The sequence below is a fragment of the Kitasatospora sp. NPDC091335 genome, from assembly GCF_044757205.1.
In the GTDB taxonomy this organism is placed as follows: domain Bacteria; phylum Actinomycetota; class Actinomycetes; order Streptomycetales; family Streptomycetaceae; genus Kitasatospora.
On sequence record NZ_JBIVUM010000009.1, the window covers coordinates 321468 to 343298 of the forward strand.

The 21831-nt window shown below is 74.8% G+C and carries 18 protein-coding genes; 5 read left to right on the forward strand and 13 right to left on the reverse strand.

The features are described from left to right. Nucleotides 1-85 precede the first annotated feature (85 nt). From ACIQOW_RS21300 to ACIQOW_RS21310, 3 genes are all read right to left on the reverse strand, one after another. A complete protein-coding gene (locus tag ACIQOW_RS21300) occupies nt 86-2275 on the reverse strand; it encodes an AAA family ATPase (RefSeq protein ID WP_401087217.1) in 2190 nt (729 codons plus the stop codon). A gap of 310 nt (nt 2276-2585) precedes the next feature. Next, the gene (locus ACIQOW_RS21305) at nt 2586-3233 is read right to left on the reverse strand and encodes an NUDIX domain-containing protein (RefSeq protein WP_401087219.1); all 648 of its coding nucleotides are present in this window, start codon (nt 3231-3233) and stop codon (nt 2586-2588) included. A 107-nt stretch (nt 3234-3340) separates the two neighbouring features. Beyond that, nucleotides 3341-4978: a CTP synthase gene (locus ACIQOW_RS21310; RefSeq protein WP_401087221.1), complete on the reverse strand. Its 1638-nt coding sequence runs from the start codon at nt 4976-4978 to the stop codon at nt 3341-3343. Between the two features lie 759 nt (nt 4979-5737). Here ACIQOW_RS21310 and ACIQOW_RS21315 point away from each other — a divergent pair. Then, complete coding sequence (locus ACIQOW_RS21315; RefSeq protein ID WP_401087223.1) at nt 5738-7738, forward strand: glycoside hydrolase family 15 protein; 2001 nt, start codon at nt 5738-5740, stop codon at nt 7736-7738. A gap of 96 nt (nt 7739-7834) precedes the next feature. Here the strand turns inward: ACIQOW_RS21315 and ACIQOW_RS21320 are convergent, their stop codons facing one another. From ACIQOW_RS21320 to ACIQOW_RS21330, 3 genes are all read right to left on the reverse strand, one after another. Next, complete coding sequence (locus tag ACIQOW_RS21320) at nt 7835-9013, reverse strand: glycosyltransferase family 4 protein (protein ID WP_401087224.1); 1179 nt, start codon at nt 9011-9013, stop codon at nt 7835-7837. A 167-nt stretch (nt 9014-9180) separates the two neighbouring features. Next, the gene (recN, locus tag ACIQOW_RS21325; protein WP_401087263.1) at nt 9181-10914 is read right to left on the reverse strand and encodes a DNA repair protein RecN; all 1734 of its coding nucleotides are present in this window, start codon (nt 10912-10914) and stop codon (nt 9181-9183) included. 88 nt (nt 10915-11002) lie between these two features. After that, complete coding sequence (locus ACIQOW_RS21330) at nt 11003-11746, reverse strand: YitT family protein (protein ID WP_401087226.1); 744 nt, start codon at nt 11744-11746, stop codon at nt 11003-11005. A 130-nt stretch (nt 11747-11876) separates the two neighbouring features. Here ACIQOW_RS21330 and ACIQOW_RS21335 point away from each other — a divergent pair, with 130 nt between their 5' ends. Then, the gene (locus ACIQOW_RS21335) at nt 11877-13376 is read left to right on the forward strand and encodes a PLP-dependent aminotransferase family protein (protein WP_401087228.1); all 1500 of its coding nucleotides are present in this window, start codon (nt 11877-11879) and stop codon (nt 13374-13376) included. A 95-nt stretch (nt 13377-13471) separates the two neighbouring features. Here ACIQOW_RS21335 and ACIQOW_RS21340 read toward each other — a convergent pair whose 3' ends face one another. The 4 genes from ACIQOW_RS21340 to ACIQOW_RS21355 all read right to left on the reverse strand — a co-directional run bounded on the left by ACIQOW_RS21340 (nt 13472) and on the right by ACIQOW_RS21355 (nt 16400). Then, nucleotides 13472-14377: an NAD kinase gene (locus tag ACIQOW_RS21340; protein WP_401087230.1), complete on the reverse strand. Its 906-nt coding sequence runs from the start codon at nt 14375-14377 to the stop codon at nt 13472-13474. Nucleotides 14378-14470: 93 nt separating this feature from the next. Beyond that, nucleotides 14471-15277, reverse strand: coding sequence for a TlyA family RNA methyltransferase (locus ACIQOW_RS21345; RefSeq protein WP_401087265.1), 807 nt, complete (start codon nt 15275-15277; stop codon nt 14471-14473). Nucleotides 15278-15313: 36 nt separating this feature from the next. After that, on the reverse strand, nt 15314-15457 hold the full coding sequence (locus ACIQOW_RS21350) for a hypothetical protein (RefSeq protein WP_401087232.1): 144 nt from the start codon (nt 15455-15457) through the stop codon (nt 15314-15316). A gap of 82 nt (nt 15458-15539) precedes the next feature. Further along, nucleotides 15540-16400 carry a hypothetical protein gene (locus tag ACIQOW_RS21355; protein WP_401087234.1) on the reverse strand — a complete coding sequence of 287 codons (861 nt, stop codon included), beginning with the start codon at nt 16398-16400 and terminating at the stop codon, nt 15540-15542. A 177-nt stretch (nt 16401-16577) separates the two neighbouring features. Here ACIQOW_RS21355 and ACIQOW_RS21360 point away from each other — a divergent pair, with 177 nt between their 5' ends. Continuing rightward, a complete protein-coding gene (locus ACIQOW_RS21360; protein WP_401087235.1) occupies nt 16578-16925 on the forward strand; it encodes an SCP2 sterol-binding domain-containing protein in 348 nt (115 codons plus the stop codon). A gap of 72 nt (nt 16926-16997) precedes the next feature. On the opposite strand, the gene ACIQOW_RS21365 is transcribed toward ACIQOW_RS21360, so the two are convergent. Both ACIQOW_RS21365 and ACIQOW_RS21370 read right to left on the reverse strand, forming a co-directional pair. Continuing rightward, nucleotides 16998-18035 carry an HAD-IIA family hydrolase gene (locus ACIQOW_RS21365; RefSeq protein ID WP_401087237.1) on the reverse strand — a complete coding sequence of 346 codons (1038 nt, stop codon included), beginning with the start codon at nt 18033-18035 and terminating at the stop codon, nt 16998-17000. A gap of 138 nt (nt 18036-18173) precedes the next feature. Beyond that, nucleotides 18174-18842, reverse strand: a complete 669-nt coding sequence (locus tag ACIQOW_RS21370) for a tetratricopeptide repeat protein (protein WP_401087239.1) — start codon at nt 18840-18842, stop codon at nt 18174-18176. Between the two features lie 92 nt (nt 18843-18934). Here ACIQOW_RS21370 and ACIQOW_RS21375 point away from each other — a divergent pair, with 92 nt between their 5' ends. Continuing rightward, nucleotides 18935-20305 carry a DUF1015 family protein gene (locus ACIQOW_RS21375; RefSeq protein ID WP_401087243.1) on the forward strand — a complete coding sequence of 457 codons (1371 nt, stop codon included), beginning with the start codon at nt 18935-18937 and terminating at the stop codon, nt 20303-20305. Nucleotides 20306-20407: 102 nt separating this feature from the next. On the opposite strand, the gene ACIQOW_RS21380 is transcribed toward ACIQOW_RS21375, so the two are convergent. Further along, entirely contained in the window at nt 20408-21325 is a 918-nt protein-coding gene (locus tag ACIQOW_RS21380) for a tetratricopeptide repeat protein (RefSeq protein ID WP_401087245.1), read from the reverse strand. A gap of 120 nt (nt 21326-21445) precedes the next feature. On the opposite strand from ACIQOW_RS21380, the gene ACIQOW_RS21385 reads away from it, so the two are divergent. Then, nucleotides 21446-21831 (forward strand): hypothetical protein (locus ACIQOW_RS21385; RefSeq protein WP_401087246.1); only part of this gene is annotated, 386 nt, incomplete at its 3' end.

Consider the following 21831-nt stretch of genomic DNA (forward strand, 5'->3'; position numbering starts at 1 on the left):
TTGGCAGGTTCGTAGGCTTCCCCAGCGACTTACCCACCAAAGACGTCGCAACCAGGCATCTTCGACAATACTCCCGAACCGTCCGTCACCACTCGGCGTCGGCCCGTTCCCGCAGGTCCGTGAGGGCGGCTCCGACGGCCTCCCTGCCGCGTTCGTCGCCCAGCCGGCGCAGCACGGCGAGCGAGGCCCGGTACTCCCGGTCGGCCTCGTCGAAACGGCGCTGGGCGGTGTGGGCCTCGGCCACCCGTGCCAGCAGCCGGGCCTCGGCCGCGTGGTCGCCGAGCGCCTGCCGCAGGCCGAGCGCCCGCCCGTACCAGTCGGCGGCCCGCACCGGGTCGCCGAGCGCCCGGTGGCAGTTGGCCGCACTCTCCAGGGCCCGGGCGCAGAGCGGTTCGTCGTCGGCCGCGCGGGCGTGTTCCAGGGCCGAGCGGTAGTGGGCGGCGGCCGGCTCCCAGCGGCCCGCCGAGGCCTGGAGGTCGCCCAGGTTGAGCAGCGCGGCCGAGGCCCGGCGGGGCCGGCGGCTGCGCTCGGCGACGGTCAGCACCAGCTCGTGCAGCCGGTAGAGGTCGGTGGGGGCGGCGACGCCGGTCAGCGGCAGCGTCCGCAGCAGCGAGGTGACCAACCGCCCGGCCGACCCGTCCAGGTCGCCCTGGCCGATCGCGTCGGCCACCGCCCCGAGCAGCAGCTCCCGCTCGCCGAGCAGCCATTCGCGGGCGTGCGCGGCCGAGCGCAGCCGCAGCGGGGCCGGCAGCGGATCGGGGCCGGGGGCGGCCGCCGGGTCGAGCAGCGCGCGGGCCGACTCGGTGAGCCGGACCAGCCGCTCCAGCAGCCGGGCCCGGGCGAGCTCGGTCTCGGCGGGCCGGTCATCGTGCTCACGCAGCCGGACCAATCGGGGGTAGAGCCGCCCCGGCACCCGGTAGCGCGGGCTGCCGTCGGCGGCCGGGGCCTCCTCGCCGAGCAGCTCCCGCTCGGCGAGCGCGGCCAGCGTCACGGCCGCGTCCGGCACCGGGCAGCCGACCAGGGCGGAGGCGGTGCGCGGGTCCGCGGTCTGCGCCGGGGCCAGGGTGAGCGTGCGCAGCATCCGAGCCTGGGCGGCCGGCAGCCCGCGGTACAGCAGGGTGAACGCGCCGAGCAGCGGGTCGTTGTCGGGTACCGGCACCGGCTCGGCCGGCTCCGGTCCCGGCTTCACCCAGGCCGCCGGATCGCCCGCCGACCCGCTCGCCGCGCCGACACCGGCGGCCTCGGCGGCTCCGGCAGCCCCGGCAGCCCCAGCAGCCCCCGCCGAGGGAACGCCGGGGGACTTCACCCCGCGCTCCTCTCCTTTCTTCTTCGCCGCCCTGTCCTGCTCCTTCTCCTTCCCGACAGCGGCCTTCCCCACGGCGGCCTTCCCCACAGCGGCCTTCTCCGCAGCGGCCTTTCCCGCGGCCGTCTTCCCCGGAGCCGTCTTCCCCTCAGCAGCCACGCCGCCCGTGGCCGCCCCCGCGGCCGTCTCCGCGGCAGCCCCCGTGGCCCCCGTCTCCTCCCCCACCACCCGGTTGAGCTCCCGCGCCGCGTCCGTGACCGCGATCTTCGGGTTCGCGCGCAGCCATCCCGCCATCAGCCGCAGCGCGGCGGGCCGGGCGGCGCAGGCCTCGGCCAGGTCGGCCCCGCCGACCGGGTCGCAGGAGATCCGGGTGCCGCCGACCAGATCGGCCAGCAGCTCACCGGAGGCCTGCCGGTCCAGCCCCCCGAGGATCACCGGGTCGATGTCCTCGATCCCGGTGAGCGGCCCGGCCGTGGTGGCGAGCACCAGGCAGCCGGGCTCGTCGGCGAGCAGCGGCCACACCTGCCCGGCATCCCTGACGTCGTCCAGCACGAGCAGCACCCGCAGGCCCGCGAGCGCCTCGCGCAGCGCCACGCAGCCCGGCTCGTCCCGGCCGTCCTCACCCGCCCCCGGCAGCGGCACCGCGCTCTGCGGGTCGAGCTGCTCCAGCAGCAGCCGGGCGGCCCGGGCGGGCGGCACCCGGCCGCCGTCCGGGGCGGACAGCCGTACGAACAGCACCCCGTCCGGATAGTCGGCGGCGACGGTACGGGCGAAGCGGGCGGCCAGCACGGTCCGTCCCGAGCCGGGGCGCCCGGCCAGCACCAGCACCGGGCACCGCCCGCTCGCCGGACGGGCGGCGGCCGCCCGCAGCGCCGCCAGTTCGGCGCGCCGCCCGACGAAGAGCGTGGGCCCGGCCGGCAGCCGCTCCAGGCCGGGGACGGCCCCGGCGGGCGCGCCGGGGCCGGGTTCCATCGTCGCCGTCTTCCTCGCCACCCGTGCCACTCCCGACGTCGTCCCGCGCTCGGCATCCGGCGCTCGGCATCCGGTGCCCGACCTCCGGAACTCGGCCTCCGGAGCTCAGCGGAGGCGGCCCGGGACGGGCGCCCTGTCTGCGAAGCGTAGTTCGACCGTCCGGCTCAGCCGAGGTGACATCCGGTCGTACGAATCGGCAAATCACCCCAACGACTCAACGCACGGGGCGCCACGCACCGTCTGCGCGGATCACACACCCCGGCAGGGGCGCACACGCCGACGAGGACCGCACACGCCCGGCGGGCCCGGCTCAGCCCTCGAAGGGCCGGGCGGGCCAGGGCGCGTCCGCCGGGCGCAGCGCGTCCAGCCCGTCCGGGCCGGTGAGTGCGGCGTGCACGGCGAGCGTGCCGGTGACCAGGGTCGGGTTGTGCAGCTTCCCCGCCTGGATCAGCCCGATCAGCTCCGGCACCGGTACCCAGGCCACCTCGATCTCCTGCTCCTCGCCCTCGGCCGCGTAGCGGTCGCCCTCGGCCGGCGCCAGGTCGGTGGCCAGGAACATCCGCAGCGCCTCGTCGGTGCCGCCCGGGGAGGTGTAGTAGTCGGCGAGGATCCGCCAGGTACCGGCCTTGCAGTGGGCCTCTTCGTACAGCTCGCGCTGCGCGGCGCGCCACGGGTTCTCGCCGGGCACGTCGAGCAGGCCTGCCGGCAGCTCCCACAGCCGCTGGCGCACCGGGTGGCGGTACTGGCGCAGGACCAGCACCCGTTGCTCGTCGTCCAGGGCGAGCACCGAGACCGATCCCGGGTGGGTCTGGTAGTCGCGGCGGGCCCAGCTGCCGTCGGGCATCCGGACCTCCTCGCTGCGCACCCCGGTGACCTTGCCCTGGAACGGCGTACCGCTCTCCCTGACCTCCCACTCCTCGGCCACGTCGAAGATCCCCCGGCCGCTCTGCTCGTCCATCGCTCTCCCCTTTTCGTCAGTACGACACAATCTAACGCCGGACGGCGGCCCCGCGGGAATCGCGGGACCGCCGTCCGGTGAACGACCGCTGACTACGACGACCGGGACTACTCCGAGGCCGCGGTCTTGATCTCGATGGCCGCCTTGACCAGGCCCGCGAACAGCGGGTGCGGGCGGGTCGGGCGGGACTTCAGCTCCGGGTGGGCCTGGGTGGCCACCAGGTAGGGGTGCACCTCGCGCGGGTACTCGACGTACTCGACCAGGTCGCCCTTGGGCGAGAGGCCGGAGAACTCCAGACCGGTCTTCTCCAGGTCCGCGCGGTAGGCGTTGTTGACCTCGTAGCGGTGGCGGTGGCGCTCCTCGACGTACTGCTCGCCGCCGTAGACCTCACGGACGATCGAGCCCTCGGCGAGCTTGGCCGGGTACAGGCCCAGGCGCATGGTGCCGCCCAGGTCGCCCTTGCCGTCGACGATGGCCAGCTGCTCGGCCATGGTGGAGACGACCGGGTGCTTGGCGGCGGAGTCGAACTCGGTGGAGTTGGCCTCCGGCAGGCCGGCCAGGTTGCGGGCCGCCTCGATGACGACGCACTGGAGGCCCAGGCACAGGCCCAGCAGCGGGACCTTGTTCTCGCGGGCGTAGGTGATGGCGCCCACCTTGCCGTTGACGCCGCGGTCGCCGAAGCCGCCGGGGATGCAGATCGCGTCGACGTCGCCGAGCTGCTCCCGGGCGCCCTCGGGGGTCTCGCAGTCGTCCGAGGTGACCCACTTGATCTCGACCCGGGCGTTGTTGGCGAAGCCGCCGGCGCGCAGCGCCTCGGTCACCGACAGGTAGGCGTCCGGGAGGTCGATGTACTTGCCGACCAGGGCGACCTTGACGATGTGCTGCGGCTCGTGGACGCGGCGCAGCAGGTCGTCCCAGGTCGTCCAGTCGACGTCGCGGAACGGCAGGTCCAGGCGGCGCACCACGTAGGCGTCCAGGCCCTCGCCGTGCAGCACCTTGGGGATGTCGTAGATCGACTTGGCGTCGATGGCCGCGACCACGGCCTCCTCGTCCACGTCGCACATCAGGGAGATCTTGCGCTTGATCGCCTGCGGGACCTCGCGGTCGGCGCGCAGCACGATCGCGTCGGGCTGGATGCCGATGTTGCGCAGGGCGGCGACGGAGTGCTGGGTGGGCTTGGTCTTCAGCTCGCCCGAGGGGCCGATGTAGGGCAGCAGGGAGACGTGCACGAAGAACACGTTGTCCCGGCCGACCTCGTGGCGGACCTGGCGGACGGCCTCCAGGAACGGCAGCGACTCGATGTCGCCGACGGTCCCGCCGACCTCGGTGATCACCACGTCGACGTCCTCGGTCGCCATCCGGCGGATCCGGGACTTGATCTCGTTGGTGATGTGCGGGATGACCTGGACGGTGTCGCCCAGGTACTCGCCGCGGCGCTCCTTGGCGATGACGGTCGAGTACACCTGGCCGGTGGTGACGTTCGCCGAGCCGTGCAGGTTGGTGTCCAGGAACCGCTCGTAGTGGCCGATGTCCAGGTCGGTCTCGGCGCCGTCGTCGGTGACGAACACCTCACCGTGCTGGAACGGGTTCATGGTGCCCGGGTCCACGTTGAGGTACGGGTCGAGCTTCTGCATCGTCACGCGCAGGCCGCGGGCCTTGAGCAGCGCGCCCAGGCTGGAGGCGGTGAGCCCCTTGCCGAGCGAGGAGGCGACACCCCCGGTGACGAAGAGGTGCTTGGTCGTCACGGCTCGGCTGTTCGCTGCCTTGCCGGAATGGGGCTGTGCCAAGAGGGGGCTCCCGTGGGTCGCGTGTCGAAGGTGACGTGGGCGGGAGCTCGGGGTTCGCCGGGCGACGGAGGCCGGCTCGGTGCGCGGCGCTCGTAGGGTCGTCGGTTCGGCTGGTCCGGGGCGTTTTATCCCGCCGGTCCACGGGATACCAGGGTAACAGTGACCCGGCCCGGACGCCGGTCCGGCCGCGCGCGCCGCGCCGGGAGCGCACGCCGGGGCGCACAACCGGCGCATCATGCGCCGCATTCGTCACACCGGTCGCACCACCGGCCGGACCGGGCCAGAGCGGGCCGTCCGGCCGGACCATGCCGGATCCTCCGGCCGGACCAGCCGGAGGTGATCCTTCCGGACCATCCTGCGCCGCGCCCTCGCGATGCACGGCATTTCCGCCGAATTGCGGCGCCACACCGGGCTGCGCCCGCGTGCTTCGCCCCTTTCGTCCGTCGTAAGCTGCTCGGACGCATCGCCGACAGCACGAGCACGCGGAGGGCGTGGGAGGGTCAGGACACTCCCGGTCCCCGATGCGCGACCGGACCTCCCCGTATTCCAGCCCATCCCCACCCACTCCAGGGGCTCGACCGAGCCCCGCGGACACTCCAGCAGGGCCTGCCACCACCCCCGGCAGGCCGGACGTCCCGGGGTGGGCCTCCGGCCCCGCAGACCGCTCGCTCCCTCCGCTCGCCGATGCCCTGACCACATTGCGAACTGGAGATCCACGTGGCCGGCCGTATCGAGGACTACGCACTCATCGGAGACATGCAGACCGCCGCCCTGGTCAGCAGGGACGGGGCGGTGGACTGGCTCTGTCTGCCCCGCTTCGACTCGCCGGCCGTGTTCGCCGGCCTGCTCGGCACCGATGAACACGGCTTCTGGCGGATCGGACCGGCCGAGGCCGTCCCGGCCGGAATCCCCGCATCGGCCGCCGCCACGCCCCCCACCACGGCCGACCGGGCCCGCATCGCCGACACCACCGGCCAGCGGGTGCCCCCGCCCAGCGCCGCCGCCCCCGCGGTGCCCGCCGACCGCCGCCGCTACCGGGGCGACTCGCTGATCCTGGAGCAGGAGTGGGACGCCCAGGGCGGCACCGTCCGGGTGATCGACTTCATGCCGCCGCGCCCGCTGGCCGGCAAGGACGCCGTCCCCCAGGTGATCCGGATCGTCGAGGGCGTCTCCGGCACCGTACGGATGCGCTCCGCGGTCCGGATGCGCTTCTCCTACGGCCGGGTGGTGCCCTGGGTGCACCGCGTCGAGCAGCCCGACGGCGGCCACCGCACCGTCGCCGTCGCCGGGCCCGACTCGGTCTGGCTGGACGGCGAGGCCGAGACCTACGGGCGCGACCTCACCACCTACGCCGACTTCACCGTCGGCGCCGGCGAGCGGATCGCCTTCGCCCTCACCTGGCAGGCCTCCCACCTCGACCCGCCCAGGGCCCCGGACGCCGAGGAGATGCTCGACGCCACCGCCGACTTCTGGCACGAGTGGGCCGACCAGTGCACCTACCAGGGCCCCTACCGCGAGGCCGTGGTCCGCTCCCTGATCACCCTCAAGGGCCTCACCTACGCCCCCACCGGCGGGATCGTCGCCGCCCCCACCACCTCCCTGCCCGAGGACATCGGCGGCGAGCGCAACTGGGACTACCGCTACACCTGGCTTCGCGACGCCGCGATCACCCTCTCCTCGCTACTGCGCACCGGCTACCGCGACGAGGCCCGCGCCTGGCGCGAGTGGCTGCTGCGGGCCGTCGCCGGCGACCCGGAGAACCTCCAGATCATGTACGGCATCGCGGGCGAGCGCGAGCTCACCGAGTCCTCGCTGGACTGGCTGCCCGGCTACGAGGGCTCGCAGCCCGTCCGGGTCGGCAACGGCGCCGCCGGGCAGCTCCAGCTCGACGTCTACGGCGAGGTCGTCGAGGCCCTGCACCTGGCCCACATGACCGGCCTGGTCCGCAACGACCACGCCCACCACCTCCAGCTGCGCCTGATCGAGTACCTGGAGGACCACTGGCAGGAGCCGGACGAGGGCATCTGGGAGGTGCGCGGCCCGCGCCGGCACTTCGTCCACTCCAAGGTGATGGCCTGGGTCGCCGTCGACCGCACCATCAAGCTGCTGGAGCAGACCCCCGAGGACGAGCCCACCGGCGGCCACCTGGAGCGCTGGCGCGAGCTGCGCGACACCATCCACCGGGACGTCTGCGAGCGGGGCTACGACCCGGAGCGCAACACCTTCACCCAGTACTACGGCGGCAGGGAACTGGACGCCTCGCTGCTGCTGATCCCCCAGGTCGGCTTCCTGCCGCCGGACGACAAGCGCGTCATCGGCACCATCGAGGCGATCCAGCGCGAACTGTCCACCGAGGACGGGTTCGTGCTGCGCTACCCGACCCACGACGAGTCCGGCAACAACGTCGACGGCCTCTCCGGCCACGAGGGTGCCTTCCTGGCCTGCTCGTTCTGGCTGGCCGACGACCTCGCCATGATCGGCCGGGTGCAGGAGGCCCGCGAGCTGTTCGACCGGCTGCTCGCGCTGCGCAACGACCTCGGCCTGCTCGCCGAGGAGTGGGACCCGCGGCTCAAGCGCCAGGTCGGCAACTTCCCCCAGGCGTTCAGTCACGTCCCGCTGATCGACACCGCGCTGCGGCTCACCGCCTGCGGCGCCGCGTACCTGTCCGCCCAGCCGGACGGCCTGGCCGCCGACCGGGTCGAGCAGGCCACCGTCTGACCGGGGCCGGTCCCGCGGGTCGCCGCGGATCCGACGGGGATCCGCGGCGGCCCGGAGAGACCTTGAGAGATCCGCGGAGACCGGCGAAGGCCCGCGTCAGCCGCGCTGCACCAGCTCGTCGTAGGTGCTGAGCACCTGGGCGACGGTGGCGGCCTCGTCCGGCCAGGTCTCGGCCTGCTGCCGGCCGGCCGCCGCCAGCTGCTCACGGCGGGCCGGTTCCGCCAGCAGGGCGCGCACCGCGCGGCCGATCGCGACCGGGTCCCCCGGGGGCACCAGCACGGCGGCGTCGCCGACCAGTTCGGGGATGCCGCCGACGGCGGTGGCGACCACCGGCACACCGGCCCGCATCGCCTCCTGCACCACCAGCGAGCGGGCCTCCCAGCGGCTGGAGAGCACCACGAGGTCGGCGGCGGCCAGCAGGTCGGGCACGTCGGTGCGGTAGCCGAGCAGCCGCACCGGCAGCTTCTCGGCGGCCGCCCGCTCACGCAGCGCGCCCGCCTCCGGGCCGTCCCCGGCGAGCAGCACCAGCGGTTCGGGGTCGAGTTCGGACAGCTCCCCGGTGGCGTCCAGCAGCAGCCCGAAGGCCTTCTGCGGGACGAGCCGGCCGACCGCCAGCACCAGCGGGCGGTCGGGGCCGTCGCCGAGCAGCGAGGCGCGCGCCTCGGCCCGGCCGAGCCGGCCCTCGGGCATCGGCGGGGCGGCCACCGGGCCCAGCCGGGCGTCGGTGGCGCCCAGCTCACGGGCCCGGGCGACCAGGTCGGAGGAGGCCCCGAGGACCAGGTCGGCCGCCCGCGCCACCCGGCGTTCCATCAGCCGTTGCAGCCGGCGCTCCATACCGGTGGCCAGCAGTGCGTGGTGCGAGGTGACCACCAACGGGGTCTCCGGGCGCAGTCCGGGGAAACGGCCCGCGGTGCGCAGCGCGAGGTCGGACAGCAGCCCGGCGCGCAGACCGTGGGCGTGCACCACGTCGGCGCCGGTGAAGGCCCGGCGCAGCTCGCCGATCGCGGTGGCGTCGCTGCGGGCTCCCGCGGTGGGGGTGATGTCGACGGTGTGGAACCCGGCGCCCGTACGGGAGAAGCCGAACAGCGCGTCCGCGGCGGCCGGCGCGCAGACCGTGACGATCACCCCGTGCGCGACCAGGCCCTGGGCCAGGGAGCGCACGTGCGCACCGATGCCGCCGGTACTGGCGGCCAGGACGAGTACCGCGTGCAGCTGCCCCGGTTCCGGGGCGGCCGCGGTGGCACGGGCGGCGGAATGGTCCACGTCGTCTCGCATCCGACTCGATCAGTTTCGCGCGCCGCTTCGCGAGGATTGCCCGCCGGGCGGCGCTCGGGGCTGGGAAGCCAGTGTCCAGCCGCCACCATGCCAGGTCGGCGGCCCTCTTGGACAGTCGGCGCCACCGGGGGCGCGTCGCCGAGGTCCGAGGGGGCCACCGGCGCCGGCTAGCGGTGGCGCGGGGCCCGGGCCGCGGCCAGCAGTTCCTCGGCGTGGGCACGGCCCAGCTCGGAGTCCTCCAGGCCGGCCAGCATCCGGGAGAGTTCGCGCACCCGCTCCTCGTCGTTCAGCACCTTGACACCACTGCGGGTGACGGTGCCGTCGTTGGTCTTCTCCACCACCAGGTGCCGGTCGGCGAACGCGGCGACCTGCGGGAGATGGGTGACCACCACGACCTGGGCGGACTCGGCCAGCTTCGCCAGCCGGCGGCCGATCTCCACCGCGGCCTTGCCGCCGACGCCCGCGTCCACCTCGTCGAACAGGTAGGTGGGGACGGGATCGGCGCCCGCGAAGACCACCTCGACGGCGAGCATCACCCGGGACAGCTCACCGCCGGAGGCGCCCTTGGCGATCGGCCGGGGCTGGGCGCCCGGGTGCGGGGCGAGCAGCACCTCGACCTCGTCCACGCCGTGCGGACCGTACGCGACGGTGCGCCCGCCGACCTCGATCCCGGACAGGTCGTCGACCTGGGCCAGCGAGAAGGTGACCCGGGCGTGCGGCATGGCCAGTTCGGCGAGTTCGGCGGAGACCGCCTCGGCGAACCGCCCGGCCGCGGCGTGCCGGACCCGCGACACCTCGGCGGCCAGCTCGGCCAGCTCGGCCCGCAGCTCGGTCTCCCTGGCGCCGAGCTCGTCGATCCGGTCGTCGTCGCCGTCCAGCTCGGTCAGGCGCGCCGACCCGGCCGCGGCCCAGGCGATCACCTCGGCGAGCGAGTTGTCCTCGCCGCCGTACTTGCGCAGCAGCTGGGCCAGCACGGCCCTGCGGTCCTCGACGGCGGCCAGGCGCACCGGGTCGGCGTCCAGGTCGTCCGCGTAGCCGGCCAGGTCGCCGGCCACGTCGGCGAGCAGGTAGCCGACCTCGTTGAGGCGGTCGGCCAGGGCGGCCAGCCGCTCGTCGTGCTGGCGCACCGCGTCCAGGGCGCGGCGGGACTGGGCGAGCAGGGTGCCCGCGTCCAGCGCCTCGGGGTCGGCCGGGTCGCCGGCCAGGGCGGCGTGGGCGAGGGTCGCGGCGGAGGACAGCGCGTCGGCGTGGCCGAGGCGCTCGGCCTCGGCGGCCAGGTCCACGTCCTCGTCGGCCACCGGCTCGGCGGCGGCGATCTCGTCCAGGCCGAAGCGCAGCAGGTCGGCCTCCTGGGCGCGCTCACGGGCCCGGGTGGTCAGCTCCTCCAGGGTCGCGGAGACCTCGCGCAGGATGCGGTAGGTCTCCCGGTAGCGGGCCAGCGGCTCGGCCACCGAGGCGCCCGCGAACCGGTCCAGCGCGCCGCGCTGGCGGGCCGGGCGCAGCAGGCGCTGCTGGTCGGTCTGGCCGTGCACGGCGATCAGGTCCTCGCCGAGTTCGGCGAGCAGCCCGACCGGCACCGACCGGCCGCCGACGTGCGCCCGGGAGCGGCCCTCGGCCGAGACCGTCCGGCTGATCAGCAGCGCTCCGTCGTCCAGTTCGGCCCCGGCCTCGATCGCGCGGGCCGCCGCCGGGGAGTCGGCGGGCAGTTGCAGCCGGCCCTCCACGACGGCGCGTCCGGTGCCGTTGCGCACCAGGCCCGGGTCGGCGCGGCCGCCGAGCAGCAGGCCCAGGCTGGTCACGACCATGGTCTTTCCGGCGCCGGTCTCACCGGTCACGGCGGTGAAGCCGGGGGCGAGTTCGACCACCGCGTCGTCGATGACCCCAAGATCCCGTATCCGCATCTCGTCCAACACGGAGACGACCTTACGAGGTTCCGCCCCCGGCGCGCGACGAGCGGCAACGGCGCGCGGCAACTCCGTGCCCCGAAGTTCATCCCTTCCGGGAGTCCTGCGCCGGTGCCGGCGCCGTGCAGCGGGGCAGGAAGAACTGCACCAGCGGGCCGATGGCCAGCGCGTACACGACGGTGCCGACCCCTGCGGTGCCGCCGAGCAGCAGACCGGTGGCGAGTACCGTCACCTCGATGCCGGTTCTGATCAGCCGCAGCGAACGGCCGGTGCGCCGGTGCAGGCCGGTCATCAGGCCGTCGCGCGGGCCGGGGCCGAGCCGGGCACCGATGTAGAGGCCGCCGGCCAGCCCGTTGAGCACGATCGCCGCGACCGACAGCGCGATCCGGGCCGGCAGGGTGCCGGGGCCGTCGGTCACCCGCAGGGTGAGGTCCATGGCCACGCCGATCACCACCACGTTGGCGACGGTGCCCAGGCCCGGACGCTGGCGCATCGGTATCCACAACAGCAGTACGAGGGCACCGCAGATGATCGACCAGGCGCCGACCGAGAGTCCGACGGTGCGTTGCAGGCCCTGGTGCAGGACGTCCCAGGGATCGAGGCCGAGGCCGGAGCGGAGCATCAGCGCCGCGCTCGCGCCGTACAGGGCGAGGCCGACGAACAGTTGCGGGATCCGACGGCCCAGGGCGTGGGTGTCGCCGAGGACGCGGACGGCGAGGCCGGCGCGCCCGGCGGCCGGGACGGGCCCGGCGGCGGCCGGTGCCGGGGTCGTACCGGACGGCATGGAGGGGGTGGACGAGGGCGTGGTGGACGGGGCCGTGGTGGCCAATGGTGCTCCTGCGGTGGTGCTGCACCGCGGGGCAGGCCCAGCGGTGGCGGCCGGTATGGCCACCCTGCCATGATGGCCAGGCCAAAACGGCCCGCTCCAGGGCCAATTCCGAGCAAGTGGACTGATTGCCTTGGCCGACTGGCACACCACCGTCACCCCGCCCGCACTGGCCCGGCTGCTCGCCACCGCCCGGCTCCCCGAGCCGGCCGCCACCCGCCGCCCCGCCTACCGCACCCTGGCCGGACAGATCCGGCTGCTGGTCACCGAGGGCCGGCTGCCGGTCGGCGCCCGGCTGCCCGCCGAACGCGAACTGGCCACCGCCCTCGCGATGAGCCGCACCACCGTCGCCACCGCGTACGAGACGCTGCGCGGCGACGGCTACCTGCACAGCCGGCGCGGAGCGGGCAGCTGGACCGCCCTGCCCGAGGGCGCCCCGCCGCCCGGCGAGGCCCTGCACCCCGTCCCGCCGGACGAACAGGGCCGCACCCTGGACCTCGGCGTCGCCGCCCCGCCCGCCCCCCAGCCCTGGGTCGGCCAGGCCGCCGCCCGGGCCGTCGAGCAGCTGCCGTACTACGCCGCCGGGCACGGCCACTACCCCACCGGCGTCCCGGTGCTGCGCGAGGCCGTCGCCCGCCGCTTCACCGACCGCGGACTGCCCACCACACCCGACCAGATCCTGATCACCACCGGCGCGATGGGCGGCCTGCACCTCGTCCAGCGAGCGCTGATCGGCCGCGGCGACCGGGTCGCCGTGGAGGCGCCCAGCTACGCCCACACCCTGTCGGCACTCCGGCTGAACGGCGCGCGCCTGGTGCCGGTGCCGTACGCCTGGACACCGCGGCCCGCCTGGGACCTCGACGAGTGGCGGCGGGTGCTGCGCGGCGCCGGGCCCCGGGTCGCCTACGTGATCCCGGACTTCCACAACCCGACCGGCGCGCTGGTCGACGAGGAACAGCGCCGCGAGCTGCTGGCCGCCGCCCGGGCCGCCGGGAGCATCGTGCTGACCGACGAGACCACCGCCGAACTCGGCTGGGGCGTACCGGCGTCCACACCGCTGCCGCGCCCGATGGCGGCCCTGGACCGCTCCGCCCAGGTGGTCACCGTCGGCTCGGCCGGCAAGCTGCTCTGGGGCGGCCTGCGGATCGGCTGGGTCAGGGCCGCGCCCGCGCTGGTGCGCCGGCTGGCCAACGAGCGGGTCCACAGCGACGTCGGCACCCCGGTGCTGGAGCAACTGATCGCCGCCGAACTGCTGGGCGACCCGCTGCCCGCCGTACGGGAGCACCAACTGGCCAGGCTGCGGGCCGGCGCGCAGGCCTTCGCCGCCGCCCTGCCCGAACGGCTGCCCGGCTGGAGCTTCACGATGCCGCCCGGCGGGCTCGCGCTGTGGGTCTCCACCGACGGCCTGTCCGGCGCGGCACTGGCCCGGGCCGGGGAGCGCGGCGGAGTCAGGATCGCCTCGGGCAACCGCTTCGGCTCGGACGGCGCCTTCGAGCACCACATCCGCATCCCGCTCACCGTGCCCGCCGCGGCCGTCCCCGCCGCCGTCGAACGCCTCGCCGCCGTGGCCGCCCAGGCGGCGGCCGGCGGACGGCTCGAACCGGCCGAGGAGGCCCAGCCGCTGGCAGTCTGACGGAGCGTCAACGAAAGGTGCGCACCTGTGCCGCGGAAGGCCCTTGCCCCGTACGGGCTTTCGCACCCGCGCGCGACCGCCGGACAGCCGGCCGCCTAGTGGTGGTCGGCCCGGCCGCGCCAACCCGTCACCGGCAGCGCGAACTTGGCCACCAGCCGATCGGTGAAGGGCGCCCGGTGCAGCCTGGCCAGCCGCACCGGCGTCCGGCCCCGGCGGACCTCCACCCGGGCCCCGGCGGGCAGTTCGACCGAACGCCGCCCGTCGCACCAGAGCACGCCGTGCGGGGTCTTGGGCTGCACCTCGACCGCCAGCACCGACTCCGGCGAGGTCACCAGCGGACGGGCGAACAGCGCGTGCGCGGAGATCGGCACCATCAGCAGCGCCTCCACCTCCGGCCACACCACCGGCCCGCCACCGGAGAACGCGTACGCGGTGGAACCGGTCGGCGTCGCGCACACCACGCCGTCACAGCCGAAGTTGGAGACCGGACGGCCGTCCACCTCGGTCACCACCTCCAGCATCCGCTCCCGGGACGCCTTCTCGATCGAGGCCTCGTTCAACGCCCAGTCCTCGTGCACCACATCGCCGTTGGTGCGGACGATGACGTCGATCGTCATCCGCTCCTCGACCTCGTAGTCGGCGTCCACCACCCGGTCGACCACGACGGCCAGGTCGTCCCGCTCGGCCTCGGCGAGGAAGCCCACCCGGCCCAGGTTGATCCCGAGCATCGGCAGCCCGTGCGAGCGCGCCAGCTCCGCACCGCGCAGCAGCGTCCCGTCCCCGCCGGCCACCAGGATCAGCTCGCAGCCGTCCGCCGCCCCGGGGCCCTCGGCCACCTTCTCGACGCCTTCCGGCAGGTCCAGGTCCACCGCCTCGGTCTCCAGCAGTCTGATCCGGAGCCCCGCCTTCAGCAGCCCGTGCACCAGCCCCTCGACGCTGCGCAGCGCCGCCTCCCGGCCGGTGTGCGCGATCAGGAAGACCGTACGTGCTTCATCGCTCATGCCGCTGCCCTCTCCCTAACGCCTGCCGGGTCGCCCTCGGCCCCGGTGCGGCCGCGCCATACAACACGACGGGCCGGACGCTCGCAAGGCACCCTACCGGGGCCCCTCCGCCACGGCCCGGTCCGCCTCCGCGGGGTCCAGCCGCTCGGCGTCCCGGCGCAACCAGAGGAAGTACTCGACGTTGCCGGACGGCCCCGGCAGGGGGCTCGCGGTGACCGCGCGCACGCCCAGCCCGAGCTCCCACGCCTGCCCGGCGACCTGGCGCACCATCTCGGCGCGCAGTTCCGGGCTGCGCACCACCCCGCCGCTGCCCAGGCGCTCCTTGCCGATCTCGAACTGCGGCTTGACCATCAGCACCAGGTCCGCGTCCTCGGCCGCGCAGGAGGCGAGGGCCGGGAGCACCAGGCCCAGTGAGATGAACGACAGGTCGCCCACCACCAGGTCGACCGGGGTGTCGCCGATCAGGTCCGGGGTCAGCTCGCGCACGTTGGTGCGGTCCATCACGGTGACCCGCTCGTCGCTCTGCAACGACCAGGCGAGCTGCCCGTAGCCGACGTCCACCGCCAGCACGTGCGCGGCCCCGGACCGCAACAGCACGTCGGTGAACCCGCCGGTGGAGGCACCCGCGTCCAGCGCCCGGCGGCCCTCGACCACCAGGCCCTGCGGCACGAACGCCGCGAACGCGCCGGCGAGCTTGTGGCCGCCGCGCGAGACGTAGTCGGGGTCGTTCTCGTCCTTGGCCACCACGACCGCCGCCGAGGTCTCCACCTGGGTGGCCGGCTTGGTCGCGGTGGCGCCGCCGACGGTCACCCGACCGGCTGCGATCAGCTCGGACGCGTGCTCACGCGACCGGGCCAGCTTGCGGCGGACCAGTTCCGCGTCGAGTCGGCGTCGTGCCACTGCCACTGGTGTTTCAGCTCCTACGGATCCTGCGGGTCATTCCCGGTCGAGCGCGGCCAGCGTGTCGACGAGCCGCTGGTGAACATCTTCGTACACGGCGACGTGGGCCTCGGCCGGGACCCCGTCCAGGGCCTCCAGCAGGGCCAGCCCGGCGTCCACCCCGAGGTGTCCGGTGAGCACCGGTTCGACGCCTGGCGGCCCGGCCGGCGAAGGGCGTTCGGCCGGTGGACAGGGCACGGCCGGTGGGCGGGACTCGGTCGGTTCACTCGTCTCGGGCATCGGGCTTCTTCGTACTGGTGGCCTTGCGGACGGTGGTCTTCCTGGTCGCCGCCGCACGCTTCGCGGGAGTCCCGCTCCGCCCGTCGGCCTTGGGCTGGCCCTCGGCCGGCCGGGCGGTGGCGGTCTTCTTGACGGTCGTCTTCCTGACGGCGGTCGTCTTCTTCGCGGTGGCCTTCCCGGCCGCGGTCTTCCCGGCCGCCGCCTTCTTCCCCGCGGTCTTCTTCGCCGCCGCCTTCTTGGCGGCGCTCTTCTTCGCCGCCGGCTTCCCGGCCGGCACCGTCCCGCTCTCGACGGCGGGCTCCTCCGGCGGTGCCGGAGAGACCACGGACACCGGCGGAACGGGCGGATCGACCTCGACCGGCTCGTCCACCTCCACCCGCTCCGCGACTATCGGCTCACCCGAGGGCCGTACCGCCGACCGCTCGTCCTCGAACTCCCAGCCACGCCCGAACAGGTCCCCGGCCCGCGGCGCCGGGACCGGCTCCTCGTCCTCGGACTCCCCCGGCCCGGCCTTCGCCGCCGCAGGCTCCTCCTCGACCTCGCGCAGCTTGGTCTCCAGGTACGCCAGCACCACACCGACCTTGGTCACCTGGTCGCCGACCTTCTCGAAGACCTTCTCCGCCTCGTCGCGCGCCACGCCGACCGCCAGGTCCACCCCGGCCCGCCCGGCGGTGACCGCTTCCCCGGCCAGGGTCTGCAAGGTCTCCGCCGACGGCGGGAACCGACCGCCCAGCCGGCGCTCGACCTCGGCGACGTCGACCCCGGCCTTCTCCAGGATCGAGGCCGCCGTCCCGACGACGAGCCTGCCGACCTCCTCGGCCACCCCGGCCGCGGTCTCCACCACTCCCCGAACCGTCCTCGGCAGCATCCGGGTGCCTCCCAATCGCCTACGCGCGTCGCTCCGTCGCCCTCGGTGCCCTGGCCGTGCCGAGCACCCCACCGACGACGCTACCGCCAAAACCCTCCTGAGGTACCGTGGCCCGCAGTCAGCACCGCAGCGACCGGGGGAGGGAGCCGCCCCGTGGCGAACACCGAGGAGTGCCGGGAGGCACTGGAGCAGCTCAGCCGGAACATGGCGAAGTCCACCGGCGACGTCCGCAAGGCCACCACCCTCGACCGCTCGGTCAGCTGCCGGATCACCGACCTCGACCTGACCTTCACCGGGCAACTGCGCGACGGCCGGATCCAGGGCGTGGTGACCGCCCCCGGCGCCCCGGCCGAGAAGGCGGAGATCCGGCTCACCATGAGCAGCGACGACCTGCTCGCCCTGGTCGGCGGCCGGCTCAACTTCGCCTCCGCGTGGGCGAGCGGCCGGGTCAGGCTGGAGGCGGGCTTCCGCGACCTGCTGCGGCTGCGCACCCTGCTCTGATCCCGGTGCTCCGGGCCTGATGCTCCGAGCCCGGCCGCCGACGGTGGGCCGCCGGCCGTGCGCCGCCCGTCCTCAGAACCCCAGGTCGGCGAGCGCCTTCCGTCCGTCCACCGGCGCGCCGCCCGCGTCCAGCACGGTCCACGCCGCCGCGCACAGCGCCCGCAGGCCGTCCCAGCGGTCCCCCGACCCGGACAGCCGCAGCACGCCGGCCTCGACGCCCGCGACCCAGCCGCCGCACGCGAAGCCGTCACCGGTGGCCGAAACCGCCGGGTGCGGGACGAGCAGTCCGCGCAGGTCCGCCGCCAGGTAGGTCGGCCGGTGCTCGACCGGGGCCGCCAGCAGCAGCTCGGGGGTGGTCACCCCGGTGAACACCAGCAGGCTGTCCACCCCGCCGTTGAACGCGCCCTCGATGTCGGTGTCCAGCCGGTCCCCGACCACCAGCGGCCGCTCCGCGCCGGTGCGCAGGACGGTCTCCCGGTGCATCGGCGGCAGCGGCTTGCCCGCCACCTCCGGCTCCACCCCGGTCGCCGCCCGCACCGCCGCCACCAGGGTGCCGTTGCCGGGCGCGATACCGCGGGCCCTCGGCACCGTCAGGTCCAGGTTGGACGCCACCCACGGCAGGCCGCTCTGCACCGCGTACGAGGCCTCCGCCAGGTCCGTCCACCCCACCGAGGGGTCGAAGCCCTGGACCACGGCGAGCGGACCGTCGGCCAGTGAACGGACCGCGACCAGCCCCCGCTCGGCCAGCGCCTCCTCCAGTCCGAGACCGCCCACGACCAGCACCTTCGATCCGGCCGGCACCTTCTCCGCGACCAGCCGGGCGGCGGCCTGGGCCGAGTTGATCACGTCGGCCGGCTCGGCCGGGACGCCCAGCTCGGTGAGGTGCTCGGCCACCACCCGCGGCGGACGGGAGGCGTTGTTGGTCACGTAGGCGAGCCGCATCCCGGCCGTCCGGGCGGCGTCCAGCGCTTCCACCGCGTGTTCGATCGCGTGCGCGCCCGCGTAGACCACACCGTCCAGGTCCAGCAGCGCGGTGTCGTACGCCTCGGTCAGCGGCCGCTCGCTGCCCTCGGGGGTGGTCCGTCGCCCGGTGGTGGCCGTCTCGGTCATGGTCGCGCTACCTCATTCACTACGTCGTCGTTCGCTGCGTCGTCGTTCACTGCGCAGTCGTTCACTGCGCAGTCGTTCACTGAGCCGGTGCCGTCGCGTCGTCCTTCTCGGCGACCGACCGGTCGTCACGCCGTCCGGTCAGGCGCCGCCGTCGCCCCCCGCGCCGTCCGCCGCTTCCCGAGCCTGCTCCCCGGCTCCCGCCGGGGGCGCCAGGTACCCGGGTGCGCCCGGCAGCAGCGGGCCGTACGCCCCGGCACGGGCCGCCAGGGTCGCCCGGGTCTGCCGCAGGGCCTTCCGGTAGTGGTCGGCCTCCGGCCGCATCGCCACGGCCAGCGCCAGGTGCTCGGCGGAGGTCTCGAAGTCGCCCAGCCGGGCCGCCGCGACCCCCCACCCGAACTGAGCGTAGTCGTCCGCCGGGTCGGCCAGCGCCACGGCCCTGAAGTTCTCCAGCGCCGCCGCGTACGAACCCGCGTCGAACTGGGCGCGCGCCAGCGCCTCCCGGATGCTGCGCGAGTGCGGTTCGGCCGCCGCCGCCCGGGCCAGCAGCTGCTCGGCGGCCGCCGGATGCCCCTGCGCCAGCAGCCGCGCGCCCCGGCGGAACCAGTCGTACACGTCCCCGACGGGCTCCCCGGCGCGGCTCTGCCGCGGTACCCCGCCGTTCGCCGCGCCGCCGCCCGGTGCGGCGCTCAGTACGTCGCCGGGTGCGTCACCCGGCACGTCGCCGGCCGGGGCGCCCCCGCCGGTGGCACCGACCGGCCCGCCCGACTCGACCGGGACGCCGCCCACCCGTTCCTGCCCGTCGTCCATGCCGTACCTCGCCCTCGGTCACACACCCGTCCCACCGCTCGGCACGGGCGTTCCGATCTCTCAACAACGCGTACCCGGTTACGATGCCCAGAATGAGCACACCCAGTGCAGATGACGGAGTCGAGACTCCCGTGGGCGGCCCCGGCGATCCCGGGCACGTCGCCACCGCCGGCCTGTCCCTGTCCCCTTTCCGCGGACTGCGCTACGTCCCCGACCGGGTCGGCGCGCTGGCCGCGGTGATGTCCCCGCCGTACGACGTCGTCGACCCTGGCCGCCGGCTCGACCTGGAGACCGCGGACCCGCACAACGTGGTCCGGCTGATCCTGCCCAGGCCCGAGCCCGAGGACGCCGGCGACCGTCCCGACCGCGACACCCGCTACCGGCACGCCGCCCGGCTGCTGGCCTCCTGGCAGCGCGACGGCGTCCTCGCCGCCGATCCGGAGCCCGCGCTCTACGTCTACGAGCAGCGGGTGCCGGCCACCGACGACTCCCCCGAGCTGCTCCAGCGCGGCCTGATCGGCGCCCTCGCGGTAAGCGGACGCGAGGGCGGCGTGGTGCTCCCGCACGAGGACGTGATGCCGCGGCCGGTCGCCGACCGGGTCGGCCTGATGCGCACCACCCGGGCCAACCTGGAACCGCTGCTGCTCACCTACCGGGGCGACGGCGGCGCCTCCGGCGTGATCGAGCGGACGGTCGAGGCCGAACCGCTGCTCTCCACCGCGACCAGCGACGGCACCCATCACCGCCTGTGGGCGGTCACCGACCCGGCCGAGATCGCCGAGATCGGCCGCGACCTCGCCACCTGCCGGGCCCTGATCGCCGACGGCCACCACCGCTGGGAGATGTACCTGCGCCTCCAGCGCGAACACCGCCACCTGCCGCGCAGCCCCTGGGACCGCGGCCTGGTGCTCCTGGTGGACACCGCCCGCTACCCGCTGCGGGTGCGTGCCATCCACCGGGTGCTGTACCGGCTGCCGGTCGGGGAGGCGCTGGAGCGGCTCGGCGACCAGTGGAAGGTCAAGGAGGTCCCCGGCCCACTGGCCGCGGCACTCCAGGCGCTCGCCGAACAGAAGCGGCACGGCGGCAACGGCTACGTGCTGACCGGCGGCGACGGCGTCTACTGGCTGGTCGGCGAACCCGAGGAGTCCCTGCTCGACGCCACCGTGCCGCACGACCGGCCGGAGGAGTGGCGCCACCTGGACGCCACCGTCCTGCATGCCACCCTGCTCGACCACACCTGGCACGTCCCCGACGGCCCGGACGACATCGGCTACCTGCACACCGCCGCGGCCGCCGAGCGGGAGGCCGCCCGCACCGGTGGCACCGCCGTCCTGTTGCACCCGGTCCGGGAGTCCGTGGTGCGGCGGCTGGCCGAGCAGGGCGTCACCATGCCGCGCAAGTCCACCTCGTTCGGGCCGAAGCCGGCCACCGGACTGGTGCTGCGCAACCTCACGCTGGGCTGACAACGCCCCAGGCCCCGGACGCCGCGAGGCCCTGCCGTTCCCCGATTTTCCGGGGAACGGCAGGGCCTCACGGTGTTGCAGGGGGTTCTACCGGCGGGCTGCTCAGCCCTTGTCGGCGTCGGCGTCGACCGCCTTGACCGCCTTGGTCTCCTCGGCGTCCTCGGCCTCGGTGCCCTCAGCCTCGGCGTCCCGGGCCTTGTCCACGGCCTTCTGGGAACGCTCGGGGACCACACCGTCGAAATCGTCGTCGATCTCGAGGTCGTCCTCGTCGTAGTACTCCTCGACGTCCTCGTCGTCCTCGAAGATCACGCGGTCCTCGGCGTTGTCGCCACCACGCTTCTTCGCCGGGGCCTCGTCCGACTCGGTCTCGTCCTCGGCCAGCTCCGGGTCGAGCGCGTCGGTGAACTCGACGCCGTCGATCTCGGCCAGCCGCTCCGAGGCGTTGGTGGTGCCGTCGGTGTCGGCCTCGGCCGCCTTGGCGAACCAGTCACGGGCCTCGTCGCCCCGGCCGGCCGCGATCAGGGCCTCGGCGTAGGCGTACCGCAGACGGGCGGTCCACGGGTGCACGGCGCTGGAGGCCAGCTCCGGGCTCTGCAGCGTCACCACGGCGGCTTCGAACTGCTCCATGTCGCTGCGGGCACCGGCCGCCACCAGGCGCATCTCGACCTGGCCGGCCTTGTCCAGCTGCTTCACCTCGGGCTCACCGGCCATCGCCAGCGCCCGCTCCGGACGGCCCAGACCGCGCTCGCAGTCGGCCATCACCGGCCACAGGTCCGCCCGACCGGTCATCCGACGGGCGGCGCGGAACTCGGTCAGCGCCTCGGAGTAACGCTGCGTCATGTACGAGGCGAAACCGGCCGCCTCACGGACGGCGGGGACGCGGGAGGCCAGGCGGAGCGCGACGCGCGAGTACTGGTAGGCCTCCTCCGGCTCGCCGTCGAGCAGGCGGGCCACCATCACCAGGTTGCGGGCGACATCGTCCGCGAGGGTCTTGGGCAGGCTCTTGAGCTCCTGGCGCACGTCCGCGTCCAGCTCGAAGCCGGTGACGTCCTCCGGGATCGGCAGGCGCTTGACGGGCTCGTAGTTGCCCCGGCGGTCGTCGTAGTCCCGCTGGCCGCGGTCGTCGCGGCGGTCATCCCGGTGGTCGCCGCGGTCGCGGTTGAAGCCACCGCCGGAGGGGCGGTCGTCGCGGCGGAAGCCGCCACGGTCGCCGCCGCGGTCGTCACGGTCACGGCCGTAGCCACCGGAGGGGCGGTCGTCGCGACGGAAGCCACCGCCGGAGGGGCGGTCGCCACGATCGTCACGACGGAAACCGCTCGGGCGGTCATCGCGGCGGAAGCCGCCGCGGTCGTCACGGTCGCGGTTGAAACCGCCGCCGGAGGGACGGTCGCCACCACGGTCGCGATTGAAGCCACCACCGGAGGGACGGTCGTCGCGGCGGAAGCCGCCACGGTCGCCGCCGCGGTCGTCACGGTCACGGCCGTAGCCACCGGAGGGGCGGTCGTCGCGACGGAAGCCACCGCCGG

Excerpts from the sequence above, each read along its gene's own strand:
- ACIQOW_RS21300 (WP_401087217.1), bottom strand. The coding sequence starts at position 2,275 with ATGGAACCCGGCCCCGGCGCGCCCGCCGGGGCCGTCCCCGGCCTGGAG.
- ACIQOW_RS21305 (WP_401087219.1), bottom strand. The coding sequence starts at position 3,233 with ATGGACGAGCAGAGCGGCCGGGGGATCTTCGACGTGGCCGAGGAGTGG.
- ACIQOW_RS21320 (WP_401087224.1), bottom strand. The coding sequence starts at position 9,013 with ATGCGAGACGACGTGGACCATTCCGCCGCCCGTGCCACCGCGGCCGCC.
- recN (WP_401087263.1), bottom strand. The coding sequence starts at position 10,914 with ATGCGGATACGGGATCTTGGGGTCATCGACGACGCGGTGGTCGAACTC.
- ACIQOW_RS21340 (WP_401087230.1), bottom strand. The coding sequence starts at position 14,377 with ATGAGCGATGAAGCACGTACGGTCTTCCTGATCGCGCACACCGGCCGG.
- ACIQOW_RS21365 (WP_401087237.1), bottom strand. The coding sequence starts at position 18,035 with ATGACCGAGACGGCCACCACCGGGCGACGGACCACCCCCGAGGGCAGC.
- ACIQOW_RS21370 (WP_401087239.1), bottom strand. The coding sequence starts at position 18,842 with ATGGACGACGGGCAGGAACGGGTGGGCGGCGTCCCGGTCGAGTCGGGC.
- ACIQOW_RS21375 (WP_401087243.1), top strand. The coding sequence starts at position 18,935 with ATGAGCACACCCAGTGCAGATGACGGAGTCGAGACTCCCGTGGGCGGC.